The 23,524-nt window shown below is 45.1% G+C and carries 23 protein-coding genes and 1 riboswitch; of the genes, 2 read left to right on the top strand and 21 right to left on the bottom strand.

Annotated elements, in window-relative coordinates; genetic code table 11:
• Positions 1-212: 212 nt before the first annotated feature.
• The 18 genes from E0496_RS01510 to E0496_RS01595 form a co-directional block, all read right to left on the bottom strand.
• The gene (locus E0496_RS01510) at positions 213-455 is read right to left on the bottom strand and encodes a hypothetical protein (RefSeq protein ID WP_206669684.1); all 243 of its coding nucleotides are present in this window, start codon (positions 453-455) and stop codon (positions 213-215) included.
• A gap of 140 nt (positions 456-595) precedes the next feature.
• Positions 596-2,095, bottom strand: coding sequence for a malate:quinone oxidoreductase (locus E0496_RS01515; protein WP_141499860.1), 1,500 nt, complete (start codon positions 2,093-2,095; stop codon positions 596-598).
• Between the two features lie 372 nt (positions 2,096-2,467).
• Positions 2,468-2,758 carry a hypothetical protein gene (locus E0496_RS01520; protein ID WP_141499861.1) on the bottom strand — a complete coding sequence of 97 codons (291 nt, stop codon included), beginning with the start codon at positions 2,756-2,758 and terminating at the stop codon, positions 2,468-2,470.
• Between the two features lie 143 nt (positions 2,759-2,901).
• The gene (locus E0496_RS01525) at positions 2,902-4,095 is read right to left on the bottom strand and encodes an MFS transporter (RefSeq protein WP_241674496.1); all 1,194 of its coding nucleotides are present in this window, start codon (positions 4,093-4,095) and stop codon (positions 2,902-2,904) included.
• A gap of 134 nt (positions 4,096-4,229) precedes the next feature.
• Entirely contained in the window at positions 4,230-5,519 is a 1,290-nt protein-coding gene (locus tag E0496_RS01530; RefSeq protein ID WP_141499862.1) for an amidohydrolase, read from the bottom strand.
• A 76-nt stretch (positions 5,520-5,595) separates the two neighbouring features.
• Positions 5,596-6,870: a hypothetical protein gene (locus E0496_RS01535; RefSeq protein WP_141499863.1), complete on the bottom strand. Its 1,275-nt coding sequence runs from the start codon at positions 6,868-6,870 to the stop codon at positions 5,596-5,598.
• Between the two features lie 44 nt (positions 6,871-6,914).
• Complete coding sequence (locus E0496_RS36080; protein ID WP_141499864.1) at positions 6,915-7,253, bottom strand: hypothetical protein; 339 nt, start codon at positions 7,251-7,253, stop codon at positions 6,915-6,917.
• Positions 7,250-8,371 carry a nucleotidyltransferase domain-containing protein gene (locus E0496_RS01545; protein ID WP_241674498.1) on the bottom strand — a complete coding sequence of 374 codons (1,122 nt, stop codon included), beginning with the start codon at positions 8,369-8,371 and terminating at the stop codon, positions 7,250-7,252. Before E0496_RS01545 ends, E0496_RS36080 begins: the two co-directional genes overlap by 4 nt.
• A gap of 133 nt (positions 8,372-8,504) precedes the next feature.
• The gene (locus tag E0496_RS01550; protein ID WP_141499924.1) at positions 8,505-9,194 is read right to left on the bottom strand and encodes a metal-dependent hydrolase; all 690 of its coding nucleotides are present in this window, start codon (positions 9,192-9,194) and stop codon (positions 8,505-8,507) included.
• A 31-nt stretch (positions 9,195-9,225) separates the two neighbouring features.
• Entirely contained in the window at positions 9,226-9,843 is a 618-nt protein-coding gene (locus E0496_RS01555; RefSeq protein WP_141499865.1) for a cyclase family protein, read from the bottom strand.
• 56 nt (positions 9,844-9,899) lie between these two features.
• The gene (locus tag E0496_RS01560; RefSeq protein WP_206669685.1) at positions 9,900-10,226 is read right to left on the bottom strand and encodes a hypothetical protein; all 327 of its coding nucleotides are present in this window, start codon (positions 10,224-10,226) and stop codon (positions 9,900-9,902) included.
• Between the two features lie 211 nt (positions 10,227-10,437).
• Positions 10,438-10,992, bottom strand: coding sequence for a TetR/AcrR family transcriptional regulator (locus tag E0496_RS01565; RefSeq protein WP_206669686.1), 555 nt, complete (start codon positions 10,990-10,992; stop codon positions 10,438-10,440).
• Positions 10,993-11,257: 265 nt separating this feature from the next.
• On the bottom strand, positions 11,258-11,983 hold the full coding sequence (locus E0496_RS01570; protein ID WP_141499868.1) for an MORN repeat-containing protein: 726 nt from the start codon (positions 11,981-11,983) through the stop codon (positions 11,258-11,260).
• 330 nt (positions 11,984-12,313) lie between these two features.
• Positions 12,314-12,850 carry a GNAT family N-acetyltransferase gene (locus E0496_RS01575; protein WP_141499869.1) on the bottom strand — a complete coding sequence of 179 codons (537 nt, stop codon included), beginning with the start codon at positions 12,848-12,850 and terminating at the stop codon, positions 12,314-12,316.
• Between the two features lie 29 nt (positions 12,851-12,879).
• Positions 12,880-14,178: a protoporphyrinogen/coproporphyrinogen oxidase gene (locus E0496_RS01580; protein ID WP_141499870.1), complete on the bottom strand. Its 1,299-nt coding sequence runs from the start codon at positions 14,176-14,178 to the stop codon at positions 12,880-12,882.
• A 6-nt stretch (positions 14,179-14,184) separates the two neighbouring features.
• Positions 14,185-15,330, bottom strand: coding sequence for a glycosyltransferase family 4 protein (locus tag E0496_RS01585; protein ID WP_141499871.1), 1,146 nt, complete (start codon positions 15,328-15,330; stop codon positions 14,185-14,187).
• Between the two features lie 21 nt (positions 15,331-15,351).
• Complete coding sequence (locus E0496_RS01590; RefSeq protein ID WP_141499872.1) at positions 15,352-16,347, bottom strand: glycosyltransferase family 4 protein; 996 nt, start codon at positions 16,345-16,347, stop codon at positions 15,352-15,354.
• A 160-nt stretch (positions 16,348-16,507) separates the two neighbouring features.
• Positions 16,508-17,392, bottom strand: a complete 885-nt coding sequence (locus tag E0496_RS01595; protein WP_141499873.1) for an SDR family NAD(P)-dependent oxidoreductase — start codon at positions 17,390-17,392, stop codon at positions 16,508-16,510.
• A gap of 151 nt (positions 17,393-17,543) precedes the next feature.
• Here E0496_RS01595 and E0496_RS01600 point away from each other — a divergent pair, with 151 nt between their 5' ends.
• Positions 17,544-18,002, top strand: a complete 459-nt coding sequence (locus tag E0496_RS01600) for a MarR family winged helix-turn-helix transcriptional regulator (protein WP_141499874.1) — start codon at positions 17,544-17,546, stop codon at positions 18,000-18,002.
• Between the two features lie 67 nt (positions 18,003-18,069).
• On the opposite strand, the gene E0496_RS01605 is transcribed toward E0496_RS01600, so the two are convergent.
• The 3 genes from E0496_RS01605 to E0496_RS01615 all read right to left on the bottom strand — a co-directional run bounded on the left by E0496_RS01605 (position 18,070) and on the right by E0496_RS01615 (position 22,795).
• Entirely contained in the window at positions 18,070-19,887 is a 1,818-nt protein-coding gene (locus tag E0496_RS01605) for an APC family permease (RefSeq protein WP_141499875.1), read from the bottom strand.
• 135 nt (positions 19,888-20,022) lie between these two features.
• Positions 20,023-20,181: riboswitch (cyclic di-AMP (ydaO/yuaA leader) on the bottom strand.
• Positions 20,182-20,417: 236 nt separating this feature from the next.
• On the bottom strand, positions 20,418-22,109 hold the full coding sequence (ilvD, locus tag E0496_RS01610) for a dihydroxy-acid dehydratase (RefSeq protein WP_141499876.1): 1,692 nt from the start codon (positions 22,107-22,109) through the stop codon (positions 20,418-20,420).
• A 5-nt stretch (positions 22,110-22,114) separates the two neighbouring features.
• Positions 22,115-22,795, bottom strand: a complete 681-nt coding sequence (locus tag E0496_RS01615; RefSeq protein ID WP_141499877.1) for a GntR family transcriptional regulator — start codon at positions 22,793-22,795, stop codon at positions 22,115-22,117.
• 158 nt (positions 22,796-22,953) lie between these two features.
• On the opposite strand from E0496_RS01615, the gene E0496_RS01620 reads away from it, so the two are divergent.
• Entirely contained in the window at positions 22,954-23,364 is a 411-nt protein-coding gene (locus tag E0496_RS01620) for a VOC family protein (protein WP_141499878.1), read from the top strand.
• The last annotated feature ends 160 nt before the right edge of the window (positions 23,365-23,524 follow it).

Here is a 23,524-nt window from a genome sequence, read left to right on the forward strand (position 1 = left end):
AACGAAAAGGGAACCTTAAAGAAGGGTAAGCGGGATCATCCCGAGCAGTATCCAATGGAAAGAAGTACAACTAACGCTTAATTGACTCAAAAAAATAAAAGCAGCAGCAGCCGTGGACAGGAATTGAAGTCCATGGCTGCTGCTGCTGTTCTACTATGTAAAATTCTTTTGTTCCTATGATAATTAAGTTCCTGCGAAAAAGAAATTTGACTTCACAAAACCCGAATGGAATACTGATGCATGGCATCAGGAAGCCCTTTGAATGACAGAATACCATTGCTGATTAAAGTCCAAATTCTATACTCAATAATCACTTTTTTAGTTTCGCCCTTTTTTATCGCATTCGTGCCTGATCGCTGTCGAATAAGAATCTTGGTAGCAATGCGAGATCCTAAATAAAACGGAATAGCTAAATATACAAGATAAACCCATATAACAACCGTATCAAATCCCATCATAGAATCCCCTTCATTTCTTTATAATCAAGCGTATGCAGGAAAACAAACCAATGAATCATTTTAAAAAAAGAACCTTCAATCTATAAATAGATCAAAGATTCTATAAGTTAATATTGCTAAATTTCCGCATCCAAAAATTAATTATAAGCCAGCTCTTTTTCGCTAAGACCAAGCGTCTCAGCTGTTGAAGTATGAATCTCGTGCAGAAGTTCTGGATTTTCCATTAAGGACACGCCATAAGAAGAAATCATTTCTTTAATTTTCGGTTCCCACTCTTTCACATGCTGAGGGAAGCATTTCTTAATGACCTCCAACATAACGTGAACCGCAGTAGAAGCGCCTGGAGAAGCACCTAGCAGCGCCGCGATTGAGCCATCAGCAGAACTAATGACCTCTGTACCAAATTGAAGTGTACCTTTGCCTCCAGCTTCAGTATCCTTGATCACTTGCACACGTTGGCCAGCCACGACTAAACTCCAATCCTCGCTTTTGGCGTTCGGGATAAATTCACGCAGCTCTTCCATCCGCTTTTCTTTGGATAACATGACTTGCTCGATCAGGTATTTTGTTAATGACATGTTTTTGGCACCTGCGGCCAACATCGTTACAAGGTTATCCGGCTTTACGGAAGTCACCAAATCTAGCATTGAACCAGTTTTCAAAAACTTAGGCGAGAAGCCGGCAAACGGTCCAAACAGCAATGATTTTTTATTCTCGATAAATCTTGTATCCAGATGCGGAACAGACATTGGAGGAGCTCCAACCTTTGCTTTTCCGTATACTTTTGCATGATGCTGCGCTACAACATCCGGATTATCACACACCATAAATATCCCGCTTACCGGGAATCCTCCAATATGTTTCCCTTCAGGAATACCGGATTTTTGCAGTAAATGCAGACTTCCTCCCCCGCATCCGATAAAGACAAATTTTGCATTGTGGCGCTCGACGTTGCCTATGTCGTTTCGTACTTTCATTTCCCAAGAGCCGTCGCTAGTACGTTTAATATTATCAACGCTATGCTTGTATTTGATATCCACATTTTTACTCTTTAAGTGATCAAATAAAATGCGCGTTAAAGCACCAAAGTTGACATCCGTTCCAGTGTCAATTTTGGTTGCTGCAATAGCTTCATTTGATGGACGACCTTCCAAAATAAGCGGAATCCATTCCATCAGTTTTTGAGGATCATCAGAAAATTCCATCCCTTGAAACAGAGGATTATTAGACAATGCTTCAAAACGTTTCTTTAAGAAAGCTACATTTTGTTCCCCTAGTACCATACTCATATGAGGCAATGGCATGATAAAGTCCTGCGGATGACGAATGAGCTTGTTGTTTACAAGATAAGACCAAAATTGCATGGAAAGCTGAAACTGTTCATTGATTTGGATAGCTTTGCTAATATCTATAGATCCGTCTGGTTTTTCGACAGTGTAATTAAGCTCGCACAGTGCCGCATGCCCTGTTCCTGCATTATTCCATTCGTTAGAACTTTCCTCTCCAGCATTTTCGAGCTTTTCAAACACTTTGATATTCCATTCCGGCACTAATTCTTTCAGCATTGTCCCTAAAGTCGCGCTCATGATGCCGGCACCTATTAAGATGACGTCTGTTTTAGTTTCTCCGTTGCTCATTATTACCATCCTTATATCCTAAAATTTGCAGAAAGTATGTAGGCGCTCCTGCTTAGGCGTCACACCAGCCCAAGGCGCGACCTAGTCACAAACCTTTTCTGATTTAATTATAACCCTATCATAGTGTAATACAATTATTTATAGATTGAAATATCTACAATTCTCTGATAATTATAAGCTATTTAAAAGCTAATAAAAAGTGGGAAGTCCGTCCACAGTGCCTTAGGAACATAAAAAAAAGGAGGCTCTAACACAGCTGCTTGCAAGGATCATGGCTTTAGTTTCCCTAATGAAAACGAACATAAGACCCGCAAGAGGGCGGCTTCATTAGAGAAGTGTCCGTTCTTACGGGTCATTTTTTAAAAATAAGAGTTATTTTTTCGAACGATTTTTGGAAGATGATTTCGTGCGTTTCCCGCGTTTCACATTCGAAACCATAACATTTTTCTCCGTATGCGTGTAATGTTGCTGATAGACGGGACAACAATGATGCTGCTTCACCGTTTCAATATTTTGCACAACATTGACAAGCTGCGGATGGAAGTAGTTCTCGTATTGCGTAATTGGAGGATCATAGATCGTCTGAGTAGGACAATCGGGACAGAATTCAGTTTCATTCACGCCGCCTACATTACCCATGTTATAATAATTATTTCGGTTCACAATAATTATCTCCTTCCTATTTTGGAATACACCTTATTGTATTCACCGGGAAGCCATACGACCTGTACTTTTGACCCGGAAGGCGTTCGCCCCCCCTGTTTATGCTGGAGGAAGGACGAGAGACTTGCCGTGTAGCGATCTTGTTAGGCCATAAAAGATGGACTCGCTTGCTCTTTCGGACGAAAAGCAAAGCCGAGAAGGGCAAACACGAGAAATGCAGCACCCAAAAATAAAAAAATACTATAAACCGAATAATAGCGAATACCGTATCCGCCAAGTGTCGGCCCCATAATGCTTCCTATGCTGAAATGGATAGATGCGATCACATTTGCAGCCGGCAGAATGGCCCGCGGCAAAATATCTGCGGCATAAGCAAGGCCGAGCGAATAAAACGAGCCTACCACGCCTCCAGCAATAACGAATAACACAAATAAGAGCACAACATGGTCTCCAGCGGCAGGTATTCCGAAGAAAGCAAGCGAGCCGATAATGCTACATGTAACAAGCACCGGCTTACGGCCGATTCGGTCACTCCATATCCCAAGCGGAAGCTGTAGAATCAAGCTTCCAACGCCAAAGGCAAGCAGTAATAATGAAATCCAATGCTGGCTAAGCTCAATTCGGAGTCCGTATAATGGGAAATTGCTATTCATTGAAGCTTCCATTAATCCGTACAGGAAACCTGGAATGAGCACGAACCAAGCGATCCGGTATGTTCTCACAAAACGATTGCCTGCCGCAGCATTCTTCTCCGATCGTTCCGGCATCTCATTTTTCATTCTCAAAACAAGCAGCAGCACCACGGAGAAAAACAAACAAGAGACGAGAAACGGAACGGATCTGCCAAATGGCAGCAAGTTAATACCAAGCGGCCCTATGCTAAAGCCCAGTCCATAGGCCATCCCATACAAAGAAATATATCTGCCCCTTCGATCCGAAGGACTTGAGCTTACAATCCATAGCTGGGTTGCATAATGAAGAGAGCTGTCACCTACGCCTACCAGCAGCCGCAAAATAAACCAAACGGCTAACGAATGAGTAAACGGAAAAAGAATACTTGCCACGGTAACTAGCGCGATTCCGACGAGAATGACCTTTTTATAGCCATAGCGCATAACTGGTCTTTCTACAAAAAACATCGTACAGAAAATCCCGATATACATTGCCGCGGAGTTGATTCCGTTCATATCCGGCGAGATGCCTGACTCCTCGAGCATGATCGACAGCAGTGGAAGCAGCAGCCCTTGACTCATGCCCGCAACGACGACCACTAATAGCAGTGTAATTAAGCGATAACGAAAAGAAAGCGAATCTGAAGCCGTAACATCTGATGACAAACCTGTTGCACTCCCCTTGCGATAACAATTGGGCTCTTTAACCCTTACACATTGTATACTTGCTTGTTACGCCTGACAACTGCCAACTTATTTACAGAGACGTTAATACGCCATGCCTAACCGAATGGAATGGATTAAATTCCCTTTACAATCCGCTTCGCGCGAGTGGTAACTTCTTCGAAAAGCTCTTCCTCATTTATCGTCAACAAGACACGATTTTGCATGAGTACTTTACCGTTTACAATCGTGGTGTCAACATCACCCCCATTGACGCTATAAGCAAGCAGTGACTCGATTTGATGCACCGGCTGCAAATGGGCTTTTTTCATATCGATTAGAATAATATCCGCTTTTTTCCCTATTTCAATTGTTCCCACCTGGTGATCTATGTTCAACAGCTTTGCGCTTTCGCTTGTAGCCATGCGCAGCACCTGCCTCGCCGGCAGCTTGGCAGGATCGCCATAGTCTAGCTTTTGCAGCCAAGCCGCAGCCTTTATCTCTTCAAACATGTCAATAGTCGTCGCGCTTCCCGCTCCATCCGTTCCAAGACCTACAGTTATTCCCTGATTGATTAGTTCCGAGATGGGAGCGATCCCGCAGCCCAGCTTCAAATTGCTTACGGGATTATGCGATATCCCGCCGCGCATCCCTTTTAACCTTCCGATATCCTTGCGGGTAACATGTACACCATGGGCCAAAAGAACATGACACTTCTCGAAGAGGCCGACATGATACAAATATTCGGTGGGAGACATGTTGTATTTATCCCGAATTTTAATTACTTCTTCAACAGTCTCCGCCAAGTGGATGTGAATGGGAAGCTTCAGCTCATCAGCTAGATCCGCTATTCGTTTCAAAGATTCCGGCGGGCAAGTATAAGGAGAGTGCGGACCAAGCATCGTTGAGATTCTTCCTTCTGCTTTCCCATTCCATTGATGCACCAAATCAAGAGCTTCCGTCAGCCGCCTGCCACCATCATCCTCTAGAAATACCATGCCTCTGGACAAGGATGCGCGCATCCCCACTTCCATCACCGCCGAAGCAATTTCATTCATATGAATATACATATCGGCAAATGCCGTCGTCCCCGATTTTATCATTTCTGCCATAGAGAGCTTCGCTCCCCAATAAATATCTTCAGGCGTCATATTCGCCTCTGCGGGAAGCATCTTTTGTTCCAGCCAGTCCATCAGCTTCAGATCATCCGAAAAACCTTTCAACAGACTCATCGGCGTATGCTGATGGGCATTGATAAGCCCCGGCATGGCGAGCATTCCCCGTCCTTCAATCACCACGTCCACCTCATCCGAGATAGACGTTTCAAGCTTAATAATGGTATCCCCCTCGATTAAAATATCTCCGTTCACCGGGTCTTGGTCACCGTGCATCGTAAGGATCATCACATTTTTTATTAACGTTTTCATAAAAAAGCCTCCTATTATGGTTGATAATAGAAGGTTAAACGATGACGTAACGGAAAGGTCAATCCTGTATATTTTTCTACAAATCACGCAAAGCCATAATCTTGCCGCTAGACGCATGAACGGCTTCATCGCAATCTAACTTCCCACACAATATATATTTTTTCAGCTCAACATGATAAACATAATAGGGCGTTAGATGAATTCGCTCTCTTAACCGGACTAGAGCCTCATCTTTGTCCAGCCTTATTGGTTCAGATGCTTGAAATCCATCAAACGTATCCAATAAGCCTTCATTGTCCATAAAGTTCAAAACTTGATGCCGTTCACGGTCCATCATAATCAAGAGCTTTCTTTGGAAAACCTTTAAGTCCTGTTTTCCCGCCTTTAGTGTCGCATGAATCATCCCTTTTTCACGGTGCAACTTTTGAAGCAGCCATTTTCCGGAATCGCCGCCATAGACCTGACGCAGAAAATGAAGGATAGCCTTCCAACATTCCTCCAGATCAAGCTCGGTTATCGGCAGCGCATCCGGATGTTTTTCGCCTGAGCTAGCCTGTTCAAAAGTCAGCTCCTCCTGCCACCTTATTTTCTTTCGCGTAAACGAGGCATTGATCGGTGTTTCCCATTCCACCACTTTATCCATAACGACAGAAACACCCCATTTGGAATTGAATTCGAAAGGAATCGCTGACAATCCGTCATTCGTTACAAAAATCTCCTCTACACCATATAGAGAAATCAAGTTCCTATGTTCATGAATAGGTACCTCCATAAGCTGTATTTGCTCGGTGAGCAGTGGCTCTACCCTGTCAAGTGAAAGTGAATAACACTCTACAATAACTTCGTCCACAGAAGGAAAATAGCCAACCTTTGTGTACTTCGTCAGCCTGCCTTCCTGGTCAAACTCGAGCTCTATACTAGCTGGAGGCGAAAGCGCAATGCCATCGATACAGCCCGTAAAAGAGTAGGTCCGCTCGTTTTGTTTGGCAAGCTGCAAGTGTACGCCAAAGCGCAGCCCCGTCTCAGCTTCAATCCACTTCTTGATTTCCTTATCTTCCATAGAAGAGAACATACTCCGGCTCGCATAAGACTTTCCACCAACAAATAATATGCTATTTACCACAGAACGATCGATATCCAAATCAATGACTGCCGTTCCTATAGGATTATAGTCTGAAGTATCTTGTTCCTGCTGCGTATGATGACCGGGGAACCATTCCATGCTCAAGCTGTAAACCGTTTCATTAAACTGGTTGATGCTGCGATAAAGATGATGCCTTTCCAGCGTATAATGCTCTAAACCAAATTTAAATATTGCCCATTCTATGTATGACTCTATCTTAGGATGCATGATGATTAACCTCGTTATTCTAATTTTTTCGCATGTATGGAGTCCTATTCAGATTGTGAAACCCTCTGGGCACTTCTCATCTGTATGCTGGAAATAAAATACAGAAAGAGTGCGAGTCCAAATCCATTCCAGAGGGAAGGGATATTAGCTACCGTTAAATAAAGTCCATACGGAAACGACCATATCCCTACCATAAACATGAGCGTTGGTTTCTTCAGGATAGAAGCAGCTACCCCTATACAAGCTGGAAGGATTAACATGACAATGACGATAAAAATGGTGCTTTTAACAAGCGGATCGGCAGCATAAGGGTTACTTAGGAACGCAGATGCCAGAGCCATACTGCTCAACGAAGCTAATAAGCCAGGTACGGAAACTTTCATTGGACATCACTTAAGCCGGCTTTATGCTGCAAAAATTGCTTCAACTGCACAATGCCGTCAAATTGATTGATAACAACACCGTTGGCTTTTAAATGGCTGACCAAGAACTGGATCAACCGCTCAACCGCTTCATACAACGGCATGTAGTTATCAGGATCAAGGAGCGCGACCAGATCCGGAAGACCAAGCTTGTTATAACTCATATGAACATCTTCGCTTAAACCCGGCCAGAAGCCATGCTCTCCAAAATACAAAGCATGGGCAATTTCCGCCTGTGCGCCTGCGGCTGCAAAAAAAGCGAGGTCGTAGTCTCGGTTCTCACACGCAGTCAAAACTTTATCCAGTACGCCTTTAATTTCTTCATAAAAGCCGGGCAATCTCTCGGCATATGACGCTGGCTGCCGGTAGGCTGCTCTTTGATCAGATAACAAAGCAACGATTTCCTGTGCTAGCTGACCGCATGCGGCTCTCAACTCGATTGGCGAAGCCGCTGTCATGATTTGCTTCATTAACGGCTCTAATTGCGCAGGCTTAAGAGCCAGCTGCATGATTTGTTCTTGATTTTTCCCCCAGCCCTTCGTCAAATAAGTGCGATTCAACAGAGCAAGGCTTTGGAGCAGCTTCGTCAGCACCTCGTAAGCTTCCATTCGGTAAGCGCCAATAGGAGTGGAATCCTGCCATTGGTTCATTTTATGCAAATGAACATACGCATCGCGAACCTCTGCTTCTGCTTTGCCAATCAGCTTCATGCCTTGCTGAGATTCTAATCGAGTTTTCTCGCGAAGCGCCATGAAGCGAGCCTGATCCTCGTCTGAACGAACATATAACAGCTTGCTATTGGCGATTATCGTGGTTTTGGGCTCTTCAAAGGTCGCCATCCGTTCCGCCCGCTCCCAGCTAATCGGCCAAAAATCAAAGCTGATGCCATCTAAGACAAATTGAAGGCTTGCTTGGTATCCAACAGTCGTAGCTGGAATAAAGAAAAAATCAAGATCTGACCGTTTCGTTGCCGTACCGTCAGCATAAGAGCCGTAATAGGCAATCACGGCAATGTCCTCCGGACATTGATTCTGAATATGCTCCACAAGTGTATGTGCTACTTCAAATATATTTTCCACTGCAATTTCACCTCATTAGGATAAGTTCCAACTCTTAACATTCGGCATTCCTATTGGGAATTCCTTTCCAATTATCAAAATGGGCACAAAAAAAGCAGGTTCTTCTGAAGAAGAACCTGCTTTTGAGATGCTGCTACACTGACATTTTCTCACCTGGCTTCAGGACGAGCCCTTGCTGGCCGCTCGCTTGCAGCCTTTCAACGAAGCTTTCCGCCTCCTGACGTATGACGGGAAAGGTATTATAATGAACCGGAACAACGACTTTAGCCTTGAACCATTCAGCCGCTTGCAGTGCGTCCTCCACCCCCATCGTATAATGATCGCCGATTGGAATAAAGGCGACATCGATCGCGTGACGTTCTCCGATCATTTTCATATCGCTGAACAAAGCCGTATCACCTGCGTGAAGAATGTTCACCCCGTTGATCTTCACAATGTAGCCTGCCGGCATGCCGCCATACAAAATGCGCTGTTCCTCTTCAAGGACAATGCCAGAGGAATGGAACGCTTGGATCATCTTCGCTTGGGCAAAGCCCAGGTCGATCGTACCGCCAATGTTCATGCCCTTGGTTTTGACACCTTTCCAGGACATATAAGCGGCCAACTCGGGGTTTGCAACGACAGGAGCATCATTTATTTTGGCGATCAAATCGGCATCCATAATATGATCGGCATGGGCATGCGTTAACAAAATCACATCCGTCTTGATCTCTTCCGGCTTCGTCACCGCCAGCTCATTGCCTCTTAGAAAGGGATCGATCACCAACGATTTATCTCCTGCAATAATTTGAATACTGGAATGGCCATGATAAATGATTTCCACCATCTGAGTATGCCTCCTACATTCTATTTTGTTACGGCTTCAGCCGTGCAATAACGCGCGCAATCGATGAATCCGCTTGAATAGCAAGCGGAAGAGCGATAATTTCAAATGCGCCCCTATTTACCAATTGACCGACGTTCGTTAAATTTTCAATGATGAGAATGTTATTTTCAAAAAAAATCTTATGTACCGCAAAAGGATCCTGATCAGGAGATGGCGTATCCAGCCCAATCATCTTCACATGTTTTCTAACGAGCAGCTCTGCAAATGCTTCTGTTAAAATCGGATGCTCCGTAAAATAATCCGGCTGGCCATAACGTTCGCTATGACCTGTATACACAACGACGATATCGCCTGCCTTAAGGATCTGCTCGTATTCTTCCTTATAGTCAACTAATTTCTCGCCGTAAACATTAAGCAAGACAGCATCTCCTACAAATCTATCCACCGGAAATTCATGAATATGCTTCTGGATGTCCAACAAATGCATAGGGCCATCAATATGCGTACCTGCATGCATATTAATCGAAAGCTGATGGTTATTGTACCCATCCATGCCCATTTGCTTGGAATGCTCCAACGCCGTCTCTGCATCTCCGGGGTACACCGGCTGACCCTGTTGAATGATATGCGTAAGGTCGATTATCATGCTTGTCACCTCCTACAAAAACTATATCATAGCGTCCTCTCTTTCGAAAATCATCCCTACATCAATTCTTCACGGACATGCAATAGTCCAAGCAATAGCCGATTTTTGGCTTCTTGAATCGAGGTTCCGAAGGCGACAGAGAATATTCCTTCATGTGTGCCGCAAAGGACATAATCATTTTGACTATCATCCTTCGTATACGTAAAGGTTTGATCTGATACTCTAACAGGTTCTTTTCCCTCCATACCGATCCATAATTCTGCCCCTGCCGGAAGGGTTCCAGCGATGGTGTGAGCGTCAAGCAGCTCTGCTTCCAATAATCCCTCTGGAGTCATTACGCAGAAGGTTTTTTCGTTAAAGGCAGCCACCTGTCCTTGATTCACAACATAAAAGGTCAATATGCGCGGTACGGGCAATGGAAGCTGAATCTGGTAGGGTGAGTATTTTAAAGTAGACATACATCCCGTTAACACATATCCACATCCTAAATCCGTAATGATAATCATAAAACCGAGTGTTGATGTTATCAGTTGATAACATCATTATATAAAGAAGTTGCTCTGCCTGCTTGCAGCAGAATACAGCTTCTGTAAGCTATCTTTTTAATAAACCGTCCATAAATATGCTAACGATTAACTCCGCTTGCTGATTGATCATATGCGCGTGCTTTGCCGTTCCGTTCGTTCTGAGCATGCCTAGGAACAGATAGGAAGCTATAGTCAGATCCTGTCCGCCAGTGGTCAGGCTGCGAAGCATTTGTGATTGTTGAGCTTCTCGCAGCACATCGGCAATCGGTGCAATCATATGGGATAGAAACTGCTCTTTGAGAATTAGTTGAGCATCTTTGTCTATATTATGGGCCATATCATATAACATAATATTTGTATCGGTCTTAATATGCAGCATATAAATCGCAATTTCGATCAGCTTCTCGCGTACGGAATCTACACGGGAAATGGATTGGATCAATCCTTTATGTATTGAATTCAGCTCATCAAGCAAAACCGCCAGATAGAGATCCTCTTTATCCACAAAGTGACGGTAAATTGCAGGCTGGCTCAAGCCAACTTTCTTAGCAATTTGCCTCGTAGAGACGGCATCATATCCTAGCTCCATAAATAGAGCGCGCGCGGCTTGAAGAATTAGCATCCTAGTGTCTGAGTGTTGGCTCATTGGTTATGAACAGCAAAACAATCTGCTCCTTCTGCCTCCTTGTAGTGTAATTGTTATCGAGTGATAACAATACTAGCATACGTCTAATTTCCCTGCAAGTGAGACAGCGTTCTTGGGTGTACAATCACTTGAATCCCACCCTCACAAGTGGTCCTCTCCACAAGAAAAAACGACAAGCCATCGAGAATTCGAGGCTTATCGTTTTGGACTAGCTTCTAAGAAATAGGATTTCCGTTTTCCCTTATTTCAAAGGAACACGCGCAGCCAAGCGCTCTAATTTATCCAAATGAGTATTAATTTCGGATTGAATCCCTTTCAAATACTGCAGCGTCGCTTTGTTTTGTTTGACTAATGACGGGTTTTCGTTAAAATCGATCGAATAATTTTTAATCACTTTTCCTTTTGAATATTGAATGGTATGAAATTCTCCGTTTTTCCATGCTTGCTTCATGTTTACGTTCGTGCCGAAAATTTGCAAATTCATTTTGGCATCCTTGTAATTAAAGCTGTAAGGCTGCACGCCATCGGAGTGAGCAACCGAGAAGCCGAATACGAATTTATCGTTTGCGAAGGTACCCGATTGAATTTTATGGTATTCGACCGTATTGTCAAAGCCCGTAATCTTCGTCGTCAACGCGCCGTTACCCGCTTTCAAATCATTTTTCCATTCGCCATCATATGTAACCAGCATGTCTTTGCCGTCGCTTGTATATTTGTTCACATATTTGCCAACTCCGGAACGTTTGCCGTTCACCCAGTCACCCGCATACGATTTCGTTGAAAACCAGGTCATCGTTCCTTTGCCGTGCGGCTGTCCATTTTTTAATTCCCCATAGTAAATTACATTTTTTGCAACCTGTAAGTATTCCTTTTTTGCTGCCGCCTCCGCTGTGGGTGCTCCCCAAGCACCAGTCGTAAATACAAATGCTAATGCCATGCTGAGTACCAAATATACAGTCTTTTTCATGACCCATCACATCCCCATTCTGTTTCTGTTTTTGTTTACGTTCATTCTATTAGGATAATAAACAAGATATGCGATTCCGAAACAGGGACAACAAACAAAAAAATATCCCCTCAAACAAGGGGGATAGTTCCTGCGGCATGGCGTTTTTCGATTTACAAAATAGATGCTGAATAAGACATAATATAAAATATTATTGAATACAGCTGAAATGACATAAATAAACCATATTTTTCTGAAAAACAAGCGGTTATATCGAGGTATCGCATTGATTAGCAGCAGAATGCCACGGGTGCTTTTCACGTTCTCGAGAAAAGCACCCGTGGCATATCATTAGCGGTCCTCCGCTGTCATGGCAAACAAAGCATGGTCCTCCCACAATCCGTTAATGTGCAAATAATGTCTAGCCAGACCCTCCTGCCTAAACCCCGCCTTCTCCAATACCCGGATAGAAGGCAAATTTCTCGGCATAACAGCAGCTTGTACGCGATGAAGGCCCAACTGCTCAAAAGCATAAGCTAAACATAAGGAAACAGCCTCCGTCATCATTCCCCGCCCATTGCAAGCCTGATCGAGGAAATAACCGAGAAAAGTATTTTGAAAAGGACCGCGCGCTACGCCGGAAAGCTCAATTCGGCCAATCAGCGTATCCTTATCGACCGTAAATACGCCAAAGGCGTAGGCCTGATCATTTTGAGCCGCCAATCGGCCGCTTGCAATCATGCGAGCCTGTTCCTCAAACGTAAAGTAGCTCTCCTGCCGCAGTGGCTCAAAGGGCTGCAAAAAATGCCGATTCTGCTGTCTGAGCGCAAGGAGCTTGTCCGCATCCTCGACCTCCAATAATCTTAAATAAATGGTCTCACCCTTCATGCGATAAAACTCTCCTCTCTGGTTGTCTGTTACTTCATAGGAACGAATGAAGAGCGTTCTGTGCGAAAAGCTTGGTCTGCATGCCTGCTCTGGAGATATTCAGCCAGTTGGACAGCCTGCTGCATATCCTCATGCTGGCTGGACCAATGCCAGCTTCCATAGCGCCCAATGCTGTATATCCCGTTGCTCTCCAAATAACGATGAAGAACCGAGGTGATCTTCTGATCCGGCATGCAATAATTTTGCTCCAAGTAAAACGTTCGTAAAGCGACAATATCGTCAGCTTCATCTATTATACCAATCTCCGTCAGCTCTTGTATGATTTTGGGCAGCAGCAGTTGCGCCTCGCTCTTCGTATTAAAATGCAGCGGAGAGCATTCTACATAAATAGAACTGTAACCCGATGGCGCCAACAACGGCTCGATATTGCTATAAAAGCCCAGCCTGTAAAAATGATATTTCAGCTCAGGGAAGTATACCCAGCTTTTATGCTCATGAAATGGCTTTTTCTTGATGCCCATATTCAGAATGAAACCTTTGCTGGATGTCAATTGCTCCGCTAAACGGAGATATTCAGGTTCAATATCCGATATTAACCGAATGAGCAATGGCAGAGGAATCGTGGAAACGATAGTCTCCCATGCGTGATTTTTATGTTTTAGCTGCATTGTCTTACGGCTTAGACTTATTGCTTGCACGCCTGTATTGAAGCTCACGTTCACATGCTTAGACAAATGCAGCGGAATCGCTTGGGCTCCTGCATCTCCTTTCGGGTACAGAAAGGCATGGTTATAACCGTCCGTATTGCCGGTTAACCGGACATTACGCACCGTTTCATATTTTCCTGCAGCAATGCTCGCCAGTTCTTCTTTGCCAAACATTTTTCTGTTATAGTCCCGAAAGAAAGCATTGTATAACGTAGGTCCGTAGGAGTTGATCAGCATCTCAGCGTAATTGCTGTATTGCAGCTTCTTACCTCCGATCTCGCGCAATTCTTCGTCTACCCTCCCGACAAAGCTCCTGCTCGGATTTTGTTTATAGCTCTGCTGAATCGGGTAATCGTACAATCGTCCCTCCAAATAAACATAGGCGTGCCTGCGATGCGAAATTAACGGGAGTCCATCCAGCAGCTTAAGCGCTCCAGGAGCCGATTGATGATGAAACCAATGACCTCCAACGTCAAAGCCGAAGGTTCCCGCCTCCGTATCCACTTTGTACGATAGGGCTTTCCCACCTAACGATGCATTCGCTTCAAATACCGGAACATTGCCATATGCTTTTGCAAACGATAATCCAGTCACGCCCGCTCCGATGACGGCTAAGGCCATGTACCATCACCCCGTCACTTTTTCGTTTTTGGCAATCGGTTCGGCTACTAGTCCCATAGCCGTTTTAATCGAGGTATTCACGATACGTACGTCATACTTCTTCACAGCAAGCTCACGACTCTTGAGGCCCATTCGCGGAATGATCCGGGGCTCCACAATAAATTTCTCCATAGCCGCTGCTAAAGCCGGTGCATTTCTTACTGGAACCAGAAAACCATTATACGCCTCGACCACCGTTTCCCTGCACCCCGGAGAATCAGCTGTTATGATCGGCAAGCCCATCGCCATCGCTTCCAACGCAGATTTCGGAGTTCCTTCCCGGTAAGATGGCAGAACAAACACCGAGGCTCTTTTTAAAAATGGCCGCACGTCCTCCGTCTCCCCCAAATACTGAAGGATTCCCTCTTCCACCCAAGATTTCAGCTTGGAGGCGGGTATCGCTGTCGGATTCTTATCCATAGGGCCGAGCAGCTGAAATACCACGTGCGGATACTTCACTTTAAGCAGGCGTGCGGCTTCGGCATATTCTTCGATCCCTTTATCGCTAATCACTCTCGCCACAACTAAAAAAACGAAAGGCTGAACAGGTCGTATACTCATTCTGAACCGGTCAATGTTGACGCCTGCTCCGTTCACCACTAGAGCTCTGTTATGCTTTAAAATACTTTGATGTTGAAAAAGCCGCAAATCATCTGGATTCTCAAACAACACCTGTTTACAATGGTCTACGGCGAAGGTGTATAGTTTTTTCACAACATGAAATAAGATCGAACGCTTCTGTCCGCCCAAACTGAAGGTATAACCAAGACCCGTTACCATTAAAAGTACGTTTCTAGACTTTGTGAATGCCGCAGCGATAGATCCATACAAGATTGGCTTAATGGAGTAAAAGCAAAATAGGTCCGGCTGATGTTTTTTAAAAACCTTGATCATCTTATAAATACTGAACAGGTCATAAAACGGATTTAAGCCTGTATTTTTTATTGGAATGGCTTCAAAAGCAACCCCAATCGACTGGAGCTCGTCCTTATAGGGATTCGAAGGCGCTGCGGCAATGACTTCATGTCCTTCGAGCGCTAACGATTGAATCAAATCCCAACTGAAGTTTTTATAATATTTAGCGTACGGAACAACGATCATAATCTTGGCCATTTCAGTCTCCCTCCATTCGAGTTAGGAATAAATATCCACTTTGCTCAAAGAGAATCCAATCAATGAAAAAACGGTGACCGCACACGGTGCAATATATACGCCATGCTGGCTGTTCATCGATAACCAAAAAGCGACTAAGCACAAAATCATTCCGACACCATACGAGTACAGCACAGTTTGCTTGATCGTAAAGCCTGCTTTCACCATTCGTTTGGCAAAATGGTCATCGCTTCCTTGCAGTGGGGATTTTCCAGCCTTTAATCTCAAAATCGAAATATAAACGGTTTCAAATATCGGAATTGCAAGTAGAAGGACAGGCACAAGCAGATGATGTTCTTCCCTGATCTCGATCCATTTGACCGCCGCGCATGCGAGCATAAATCCTATGGCCAGGCTGCCAGCATCGCCTAGAAATATTTTGGCAGGATAAAAGTTGAACGCAAGAAACCCTAAACAAGCTCCTGCTAGCGCTAGCATTGCAGCTCCAAAAACAATTTGCCCCGCCAAGAACAGGAGCACCGCCAGAAAAAAGGCTGCGATACCGCCAATTCCGGAGGCTAAACCATCCATGATATCCACTAAATTAAGAGCATTGGTAATGCCAATAACCCAGATCAGCATGATCATGATGTTCAATAAAGGGTGCTCCGTGAGTTGAAGCCCTAATCCATAAAGCATCACAATTGCTGTAGCCAAGCCTTGAAAGCTAAGTTTCATCAGTGGCTTTACAGCATGAAAATCATCAAATAAACCAATGGAGAAAATAACGAACAAACCTAGCAGCATACCCGTTTGCTCAGCATTTATCGTCAGGTTGTACAAAATAATAATGAGGCCGAGCGTCAGGTAGAGCGTCATAACAATAGCCGCCCCGCCCAAATAGGGCGTAGGCTGACGGTGCTTCTTAAGCGCCTGATCCGGATGGTCTACGATCCCGAATTTTTTGGCTAACATGATGGCAAGGGGGGTTAACAGCACGATGATAATGGCTGCAAGTAAAAAAACGGTTAGCTTCATCCCCGCATATTCTCCAATGATCACACATTACCGCCATTCTTTATAAAGAATAATAGTTCTTTTTAAAGAATATCATAATCATTCACTGGATAGCCAGCCTATCTTACGTCCCATGTTGCAAGCGACAAGAATTGTCGATTCCCGCCAAATTCATCGATTTTTAGAATATGGTGTCAATCAAACCTTTTTGATGCAGCAGCTCTTTTGTATCCGTCCACAGCCTCACTTGAAGCGAGGGATCTCCAGCAGGATCAACCGGAGTAATTGGATTGCCGGTTCCTACATTAAAGTATCCCCCTGTTACCTTCTCATATTGCGAATCAACGATTAACCGAGTAATAATGTCAGCACCCTTACGCGGATCACCAAGATGCAAAAAGTTCAAAAGACGCTCAAGTATGGAAGCAAACCATAGCTCTCGTCCGAGCCCCGTCACATTAAATCCAGGATTCAGCGCATTTACGCTTATTCCCGTTTCTTTCCATTGGCGCGCCAGTTCCGCTGTGAACATAATGTTAAACAGCTTGGTTTTTCCATAAATCGCTGAAGAGCCTCGAGAAGTAAACATAGCGGTGTTGGTAAGGTCTTGTGGCAGCTTTACTGCACCATGATTACGCGAGGCTTCCGACGCTACATTTACAACTCGGGCTTTCTCCGCATTTCGTAAGGACTGGCGCAATGTATGCGTGAATAACCAAGGGGCTAAATAATTCACAGCTACCATCTCCGCAAAGCCCTCGGGGGTTACTCGCTGTTCAAACGCATGCAGTCCTGCATTATTCACCAGTACGTCTATTTTCGGGTATGCAGCAGAAATCTCCTGACCCAATCGACGGACGTCCTTCATGATAGAAAGATCCCCAAAATAAAAATCCAATTCGGCGGTTGGCATGTTCTCTTTAATTATTTTTTCAGTCGCATCCGCACGTTCCCTGCTCCTCGCCGTAAGGACAAGGTGAGCATCACGCTTCGCCATCTCAATGGCAACGAGTTGGCCCAGTCCACTTGTTGCTCCGGTGATTACAACAATCGGTTTTGTTTTCATCGTTATTCTCCTTTGTGATCTGTTCTAGGTTTTGACTATCCATTAAAGCTGGTTTATTATTGATATATGTCAACTATATTGATTTGATTGATATATGTCAACTATTTTACCGGCGTTGTGCCCATTATACATGGAAGATAGGTGAAATCTAATGAATGAGGATCATCTCAAACAAACACCTAGAACACAGTTAGAGCTGAAGCTAGGTGAACAAATCAATGCGCTGATTACCTCCTCGCATGCGCTAAATGTCAAAACAGCAGCTATTTTCGATCCTACCCTACAGCCTGCCGCTTTCCATATCGTCCGTTGGCTGTACGCTTACGGCCCGACTAGCGCTGCTAAATTAGCGGAAGCAACGGCAATGGATCGCAGCTCCGTTAGCCGACTCGTCAAACAATTGGAACACTTGGGATATGTAATGAGGGAATCCTCCCCCAATGACCGTCGTGGAATTTTTTTATCACTCACGGATAAAGGGAGACAACAAACGATTGACGCGCTCAAAGAGAAGGAATTTGCCTATTATGAGCGCATTTCTCGGTGGAATGATGAGCAGCTTGAACATTTTATCGATTTGCTTAAGGAGTTCAATGGGGTAGACCTATAAACCAAAGAGGATGCCCTGGCCATAAATGGCTCGCTGGGCACCCTCTATTTGTTTTTGTATTCGCCTGTTATTTCTGAAGATGGTAAGGCACAGTGGCAATAACGACATCCTTCTGGTTAAACAAATAAGCGCGCAGCATTAAGCTTGTTTGGTTATGCAGAAAGTAATGCCACCAGTGCTTCGTAATAAACTGCGGGATAAGAATCGTAATGTGATCTGTTTCTGCCGTTTTCCACTCAATCGTATCGATAAACTTCATAAGTGGCCTGATAATGCTCCGATAGCTAGACCTTAGAACGATGAGCCGGACGCCAGGATTCCATTCTGCCCATTTTCTCTCCATCTTCTCGATATCCTCGTCATCAAAGCCCACATACACGGCAACGACATTATCCGTCAACGATTTCGCATACCCCAAGGAATGGTTAACGACTCTTGTAATTCCGGCTACGGGAACGACTATCGTGCTTCCCTTTATCGTTGGCTTATCGCTCGCCATATTAATCCGAAGCTCATCGGCCATATTCCGGTAATGGCGGTGGATGCCGTAAAACAGGAAAATAACCGCCGGCAAGAAAATAAATACGACCCACACATGGCTAAACTTCGTAAAAATAAAGATGAGCGTAATCGCCAACGTCGTTATCATGCCAATCGTATTGATCGTGAAGCGCAGTCCCCAGCCCTTTGGTTTTAACTTCAGCCAGCGCAGCATCATTCCGAGCTGAGATAGGGTGAACGGGATGAAAACACCTACCGCGTACAATGGGATTAAATTTTCCGTATTACCGTGAAAGGCGATAACAAGCAGGGCCGAGAGTATTCCTAATATAATAATTCCGTTGGAGAAGCCCAGTCGGTCTCCCCTTGCCATGAACATATTCGGCATATACTTGTCTTTGGCGAGCATATAGGCTAGTAGCGGAAATGCGGCATAGGCAGTATTCGCCGCAAGAAACAAGATTAAGGCGGTCACGCCCTGAATGATATAATAAACGGTTCCTCTGCCAAAGGTGGCATTGGCGATCTGCGACACAACCGTTTCCTTCTCGCTTGGGATAATACCATACCAATAAGCAAGCAAGCTGATTCCGATAAACATGGCGCCAAGAATCGTTCCCATCATAATAAGCGTAGTTGCCGCATTCCGCTCAGCAGGCTGCTTAAAATTCGGAATCGCATTGGACATCGCTTCGACGCCCGTAAGCGCGGAGCAGCCTGAGCTAAACGCCTTCAGCAGCAGGAACAAGCTAATATTGGAAACCGCTGCGCCCATCTCGGGAGCTGCGGCATGAATGCCACCTGATAAATATTTAATAACACCTGAAATAATCAGGATAAATATAGCGATAACAAACAGATAAACAGGCATCGCCAGCACTGAGGCCGACTCCGTAATGCCGCGCAAATTAATAATGGTAAGCACGAATATCATAACGATCGAGATCAAAACGCGCTGATCATGCAGCGACGGAAAGGCTGACGTGATCGCATCCGTACCTGCGGATGTACTTACGGCCACCGTCAAAATATAATCAACCAGCAACGAGCCTCCAGCTAGCAGGCCCGTTGATATTCCCAAATTGTCTTTGGCAACGATATAGGCCCCGCCGCCTGTTGGATAGGAAAAAATCGTCTGACGATAGGACAGAATAAGAATTAGAAGCAAGCCTAGGACAGCTAACGAAATAGGGATCGAATACCAGACAGCGGTAAATCCGGCGACCATCAGCACAATTAATATTTGCTCCGTGCCATAGGCGACAGAGGATAATGCATCGGAGGAAAGCACCGCCAGAGCTTTTAGCTTGGATAGCTTCTCTCCTTCAATTTCCGTGCTTTTCATAGGACGCCCGATAATAAACCGTTTGAATCTGCTGACCATGACTACTTCCCCTTTGTTTGCCTATAAGATAAATGGATTGCAAAGCACTTTATGAAAGAAAAGCACAAAAAAAGCCGCAGGAAAGTAAGGACTCTCCCACGGCTTTACCAAAAAAAGGTTGGTATTCACGTGTTAAGTTCCTCTTTTGGACGCTTACGAGGTTAGCTGACGGATTCGGGCGCAAAAGTCGCCCTACCCCTGGCAATTGCCAGGCGATTCACCCCTGGGATATGACCGTTAAATCTATCCCTATGGTTTCCCCGTTTCTTCTTCAGAATTCAGCGATGAAGGTTAAAAACGAATAAAAAAATAAAACATGATGGATTACGTTCTGAATCATACTCCTTCCGATGAGGGAAGTAAAGAAACAGAAAGGATGATATTGGTTTAAAATAATATCTCACCGATTCATTTAAACGCTTACATAGTCATTAATCTCTCCGTAACCCTCTGATACTCGTTCTATCTCTATTCTACGAAAAAAAGCGAAGCAGCACGGGCTTCTGCTTCGCTTTAATTATTTTTACGTTTCACATATCTAAGTCCGTAACGGCTCCTTTGGAAGCCGAAGAGACGAGTTTGGCGTATTTCGCAAGCACACCGGACTTAAACTTTGGTGCTGGCTTCACCCATGCAGCCTTTCTCGCTTGAAGCTCCTCAGGTGTAACGGCAAAATGAATTTCCTGTGATTCACTATCGATTGTGATTAAATCCCCTTCCTGCAAATAAGCAATCGGTCCTCCTACCTGCGCTTCCGGTGATACATGCCCGACCACAAAGCCGTGTGAACCGCCTGAGAAACGGCCATCCGTCAGCAGAGCGACCTCTCCGCCTAATCCTTTCCCCACGATCATGGCTGTAACGGAAAGCATTTCAGGCATACCTGGGCCACCCTTGGGCCCTGCATAACGAATAACCAGCACATCCCCTTTGACGATTTCATCGTTCATGATCGCGGTGGTTGCTTCCTCTTCCCCGTTATAGACCCGCGCCGGACCGGTAAAGGTTAGCTTCTTGAGGCCTGACATTTTAGCCACTGCACCATCGGGCGCGAGATTTCCTCTAAGCACCACTAAAGGTCCTGTCGGCTTTAGCGGCTTCTCGAAGGGACGAATGACCTGCTGATTTTCCGTCAACGGCTGGGCTTCCGCCAAATTCTCGGCTAGTGTTTTCCCTGTAACCGTCAAACACTCGCCGTGCAGAAGACCTTTTTCGAGCAGCATCTTCATCACGCCCGGTACGCCGCCATTATCATTTAAATCCTGCATGACATATTTGCCGCTTGGTTTCAAATCAGCAAGATGGGGAACTTTCAGGCGAATTCCTTCAAAATCATCCAAGGTCAAATCCACCTCAACCGAGTGAGCCATCGCCATCAGATGAAGCAGGGCATTCGTTGAGCCACCCAGCGCCATCACCAACGTAATCGCGTTCTCAAATGCTCTCTTGGTCATAATATCCCGCGGCCGGATATCGTTCTCAAGCAGTTGGATTACCGTTTTCCCGGCCTCTGCGCACTCCACTGCTTTGTAAGACGATATGGCTGGCGTCGAAGAAGAACCCGGTAAGCTCATACCCAGCGCTTCAACGGCAGAAGCCATTGTATTGGCCGTATACATCCCACCGCATGCTCCTGCTCCAGGACAGACGCTGCACTCAATTTCATGAAGCTCCTCGGCGGACATTTTTCCTTCCTGATATTTACCTACTGCCTCGAATGCCGTTACGATATCAACATCTTTGCCATCATGCTTGCCTGGCTGTATCGTTCCGCCATATACATAAACCGCAGGCAGATTCATTCTGCCGATCGCCATCATGCAGGCAGGTGTGTTCTTATCGCAGCCGCCGATGGCTACCAAGCCGTCAAAACGCTCCGCGTTTACGACAATTTCAATGGAATCGGCGATGATTTCCCTGCTTGGCAAAGAATAAAGCATCCCTTCATGTCCCATGGATATGCCGTCAGATACCGTTATCGTATTGAAAATCAAAGGAGCGCCGCCACTTTCCCTTACCCCTTCCTTAGCCTGAAGCGCTAACTTGTCAATATGTACATTGCAGGGCGTAACCTCGCTCCATGTGCTGGCTACTCCGATCATCGGCTTCTTGAAATCCTCATCCTGAAACCCTACCGCTCTCAGCATCGCCCGGTTCGGCACGCGATTTACCCCTTCGCTGATCACCTTGCTGCGTATTCGCAAATCCTTCTTCGTCGTCATTGGAATCACTCCTCATTGTGTGTTATTAATCCATATAGCTCGTTCATCGGCCGCAGTAAATTTTGCTTCATCATGGCTGCCGCCCTCAGCTTGTCTCCTTGCCTCATCGCCTCGATGATTGCCGTATGTTCCTGAACCGATGAAAGCGTTGCATGAACGGGCTGCTTCAGAAATAAATATTTGAATCTTCGAATGTGAAGTTGCAGGGATGAGCTGAAGGTCGAAACGTAATGATTTTCTGATATTTCAATGATGCCATTGTGAAATTGCTCGTCTAGCTCCATCGCCTGATAGGGTTGTCCGCTTGTAATGGCCTCCGCAAACTCCATATTTATCACTTGCAGCTCTTCGATCTGTTCTGCAAGAATAACCGTCGCAGCCGTCTCAGCGGCCAATGCGTGCAATGCCGCTAAGGTAGGATACATTATCAAAATATCGGATTTCGCCATACTCTTTACTTTTGTATAATTCCCAGGATGTACCTCGACTAACCCTTGAACTTCCAGCAGTTGAAGTGCTTCCCTTACTGGTGTTCGGCTGACGCCAAGCGCTTCTGCAAGCTCGGCATCCCCAAGTTTCTCGCCCTGCTGAAGCGTTCCGTCAATGATCCATCTTTGAATCTGTGAATAAGCACGTTCCTTGGCTGTTATTTTGACTGGAGTGGGGTAATGGCTTGGTATGGGCATGCGAAACCTCCTTTGAATAGAAATATATCGCATATATATACATATATCAATGTTTTTTTCCTGCTGATGAACATCGCAATCGGAAAGAAACGTTTCTTAAAGAAATGTGCTAGTATGGAAATAGCTTTTCCCACTTTTAAATGAGAGGATGCTGTAAAATGGCAAAACACTTTACTTATATCACATCGGAGGACGCACGGACACAAGCGGAATTTTATACAGAGGCACTAGGCGGTGAAATCCTCTCCATCATGACGCATGGGCAGCTTCCTGATGGTTCAGAAGAACTTAAGGACAAGGTTCTTCACTTAAGCTTTATTGCGGGTGGGGTTACCTTCTTAATGTCCGATTCCGTGTTCGCTCCTGTGATTCGGGGAAATAACATTCACCTAAATCTGGAGTTCGAAGGAGAGGAAGAAGCTCACAAAGCCTTCGACAATCTCTCTCAAGGAGGTAAAATAAGTCAACCATTAGCACCTGCTTTTTGGGGCTCGTTGTTTGGAATTGTGGAAGACAAATTTGGTATGCTTTGGATGATTACGACTGCACCAAATGGCAGTCCTGTTTAATTGACAAGTGATCTATCTAGCATTGTTGCTTATACAGAAAGAGGCCGTCCACTGCTGTGGTCTGGCCTCTTTTGTCTGCAGACAGACCTCACCCGCATCTCCACAAAAATGACAACATTGCCTATAAAAGCCGCAAGGGATGCCCGGCTCCCCTGTCGAA

It is taken from the genome of Paenibacillus luteus (assembly GCF_006542765.1).
Taxonomy (GTDB): Bacteria; Bacillota; Bacilli; order Paenibacillales; family Paenibacillaceae; genus Pristimantibacillus; species Pristimantibacillus luteus.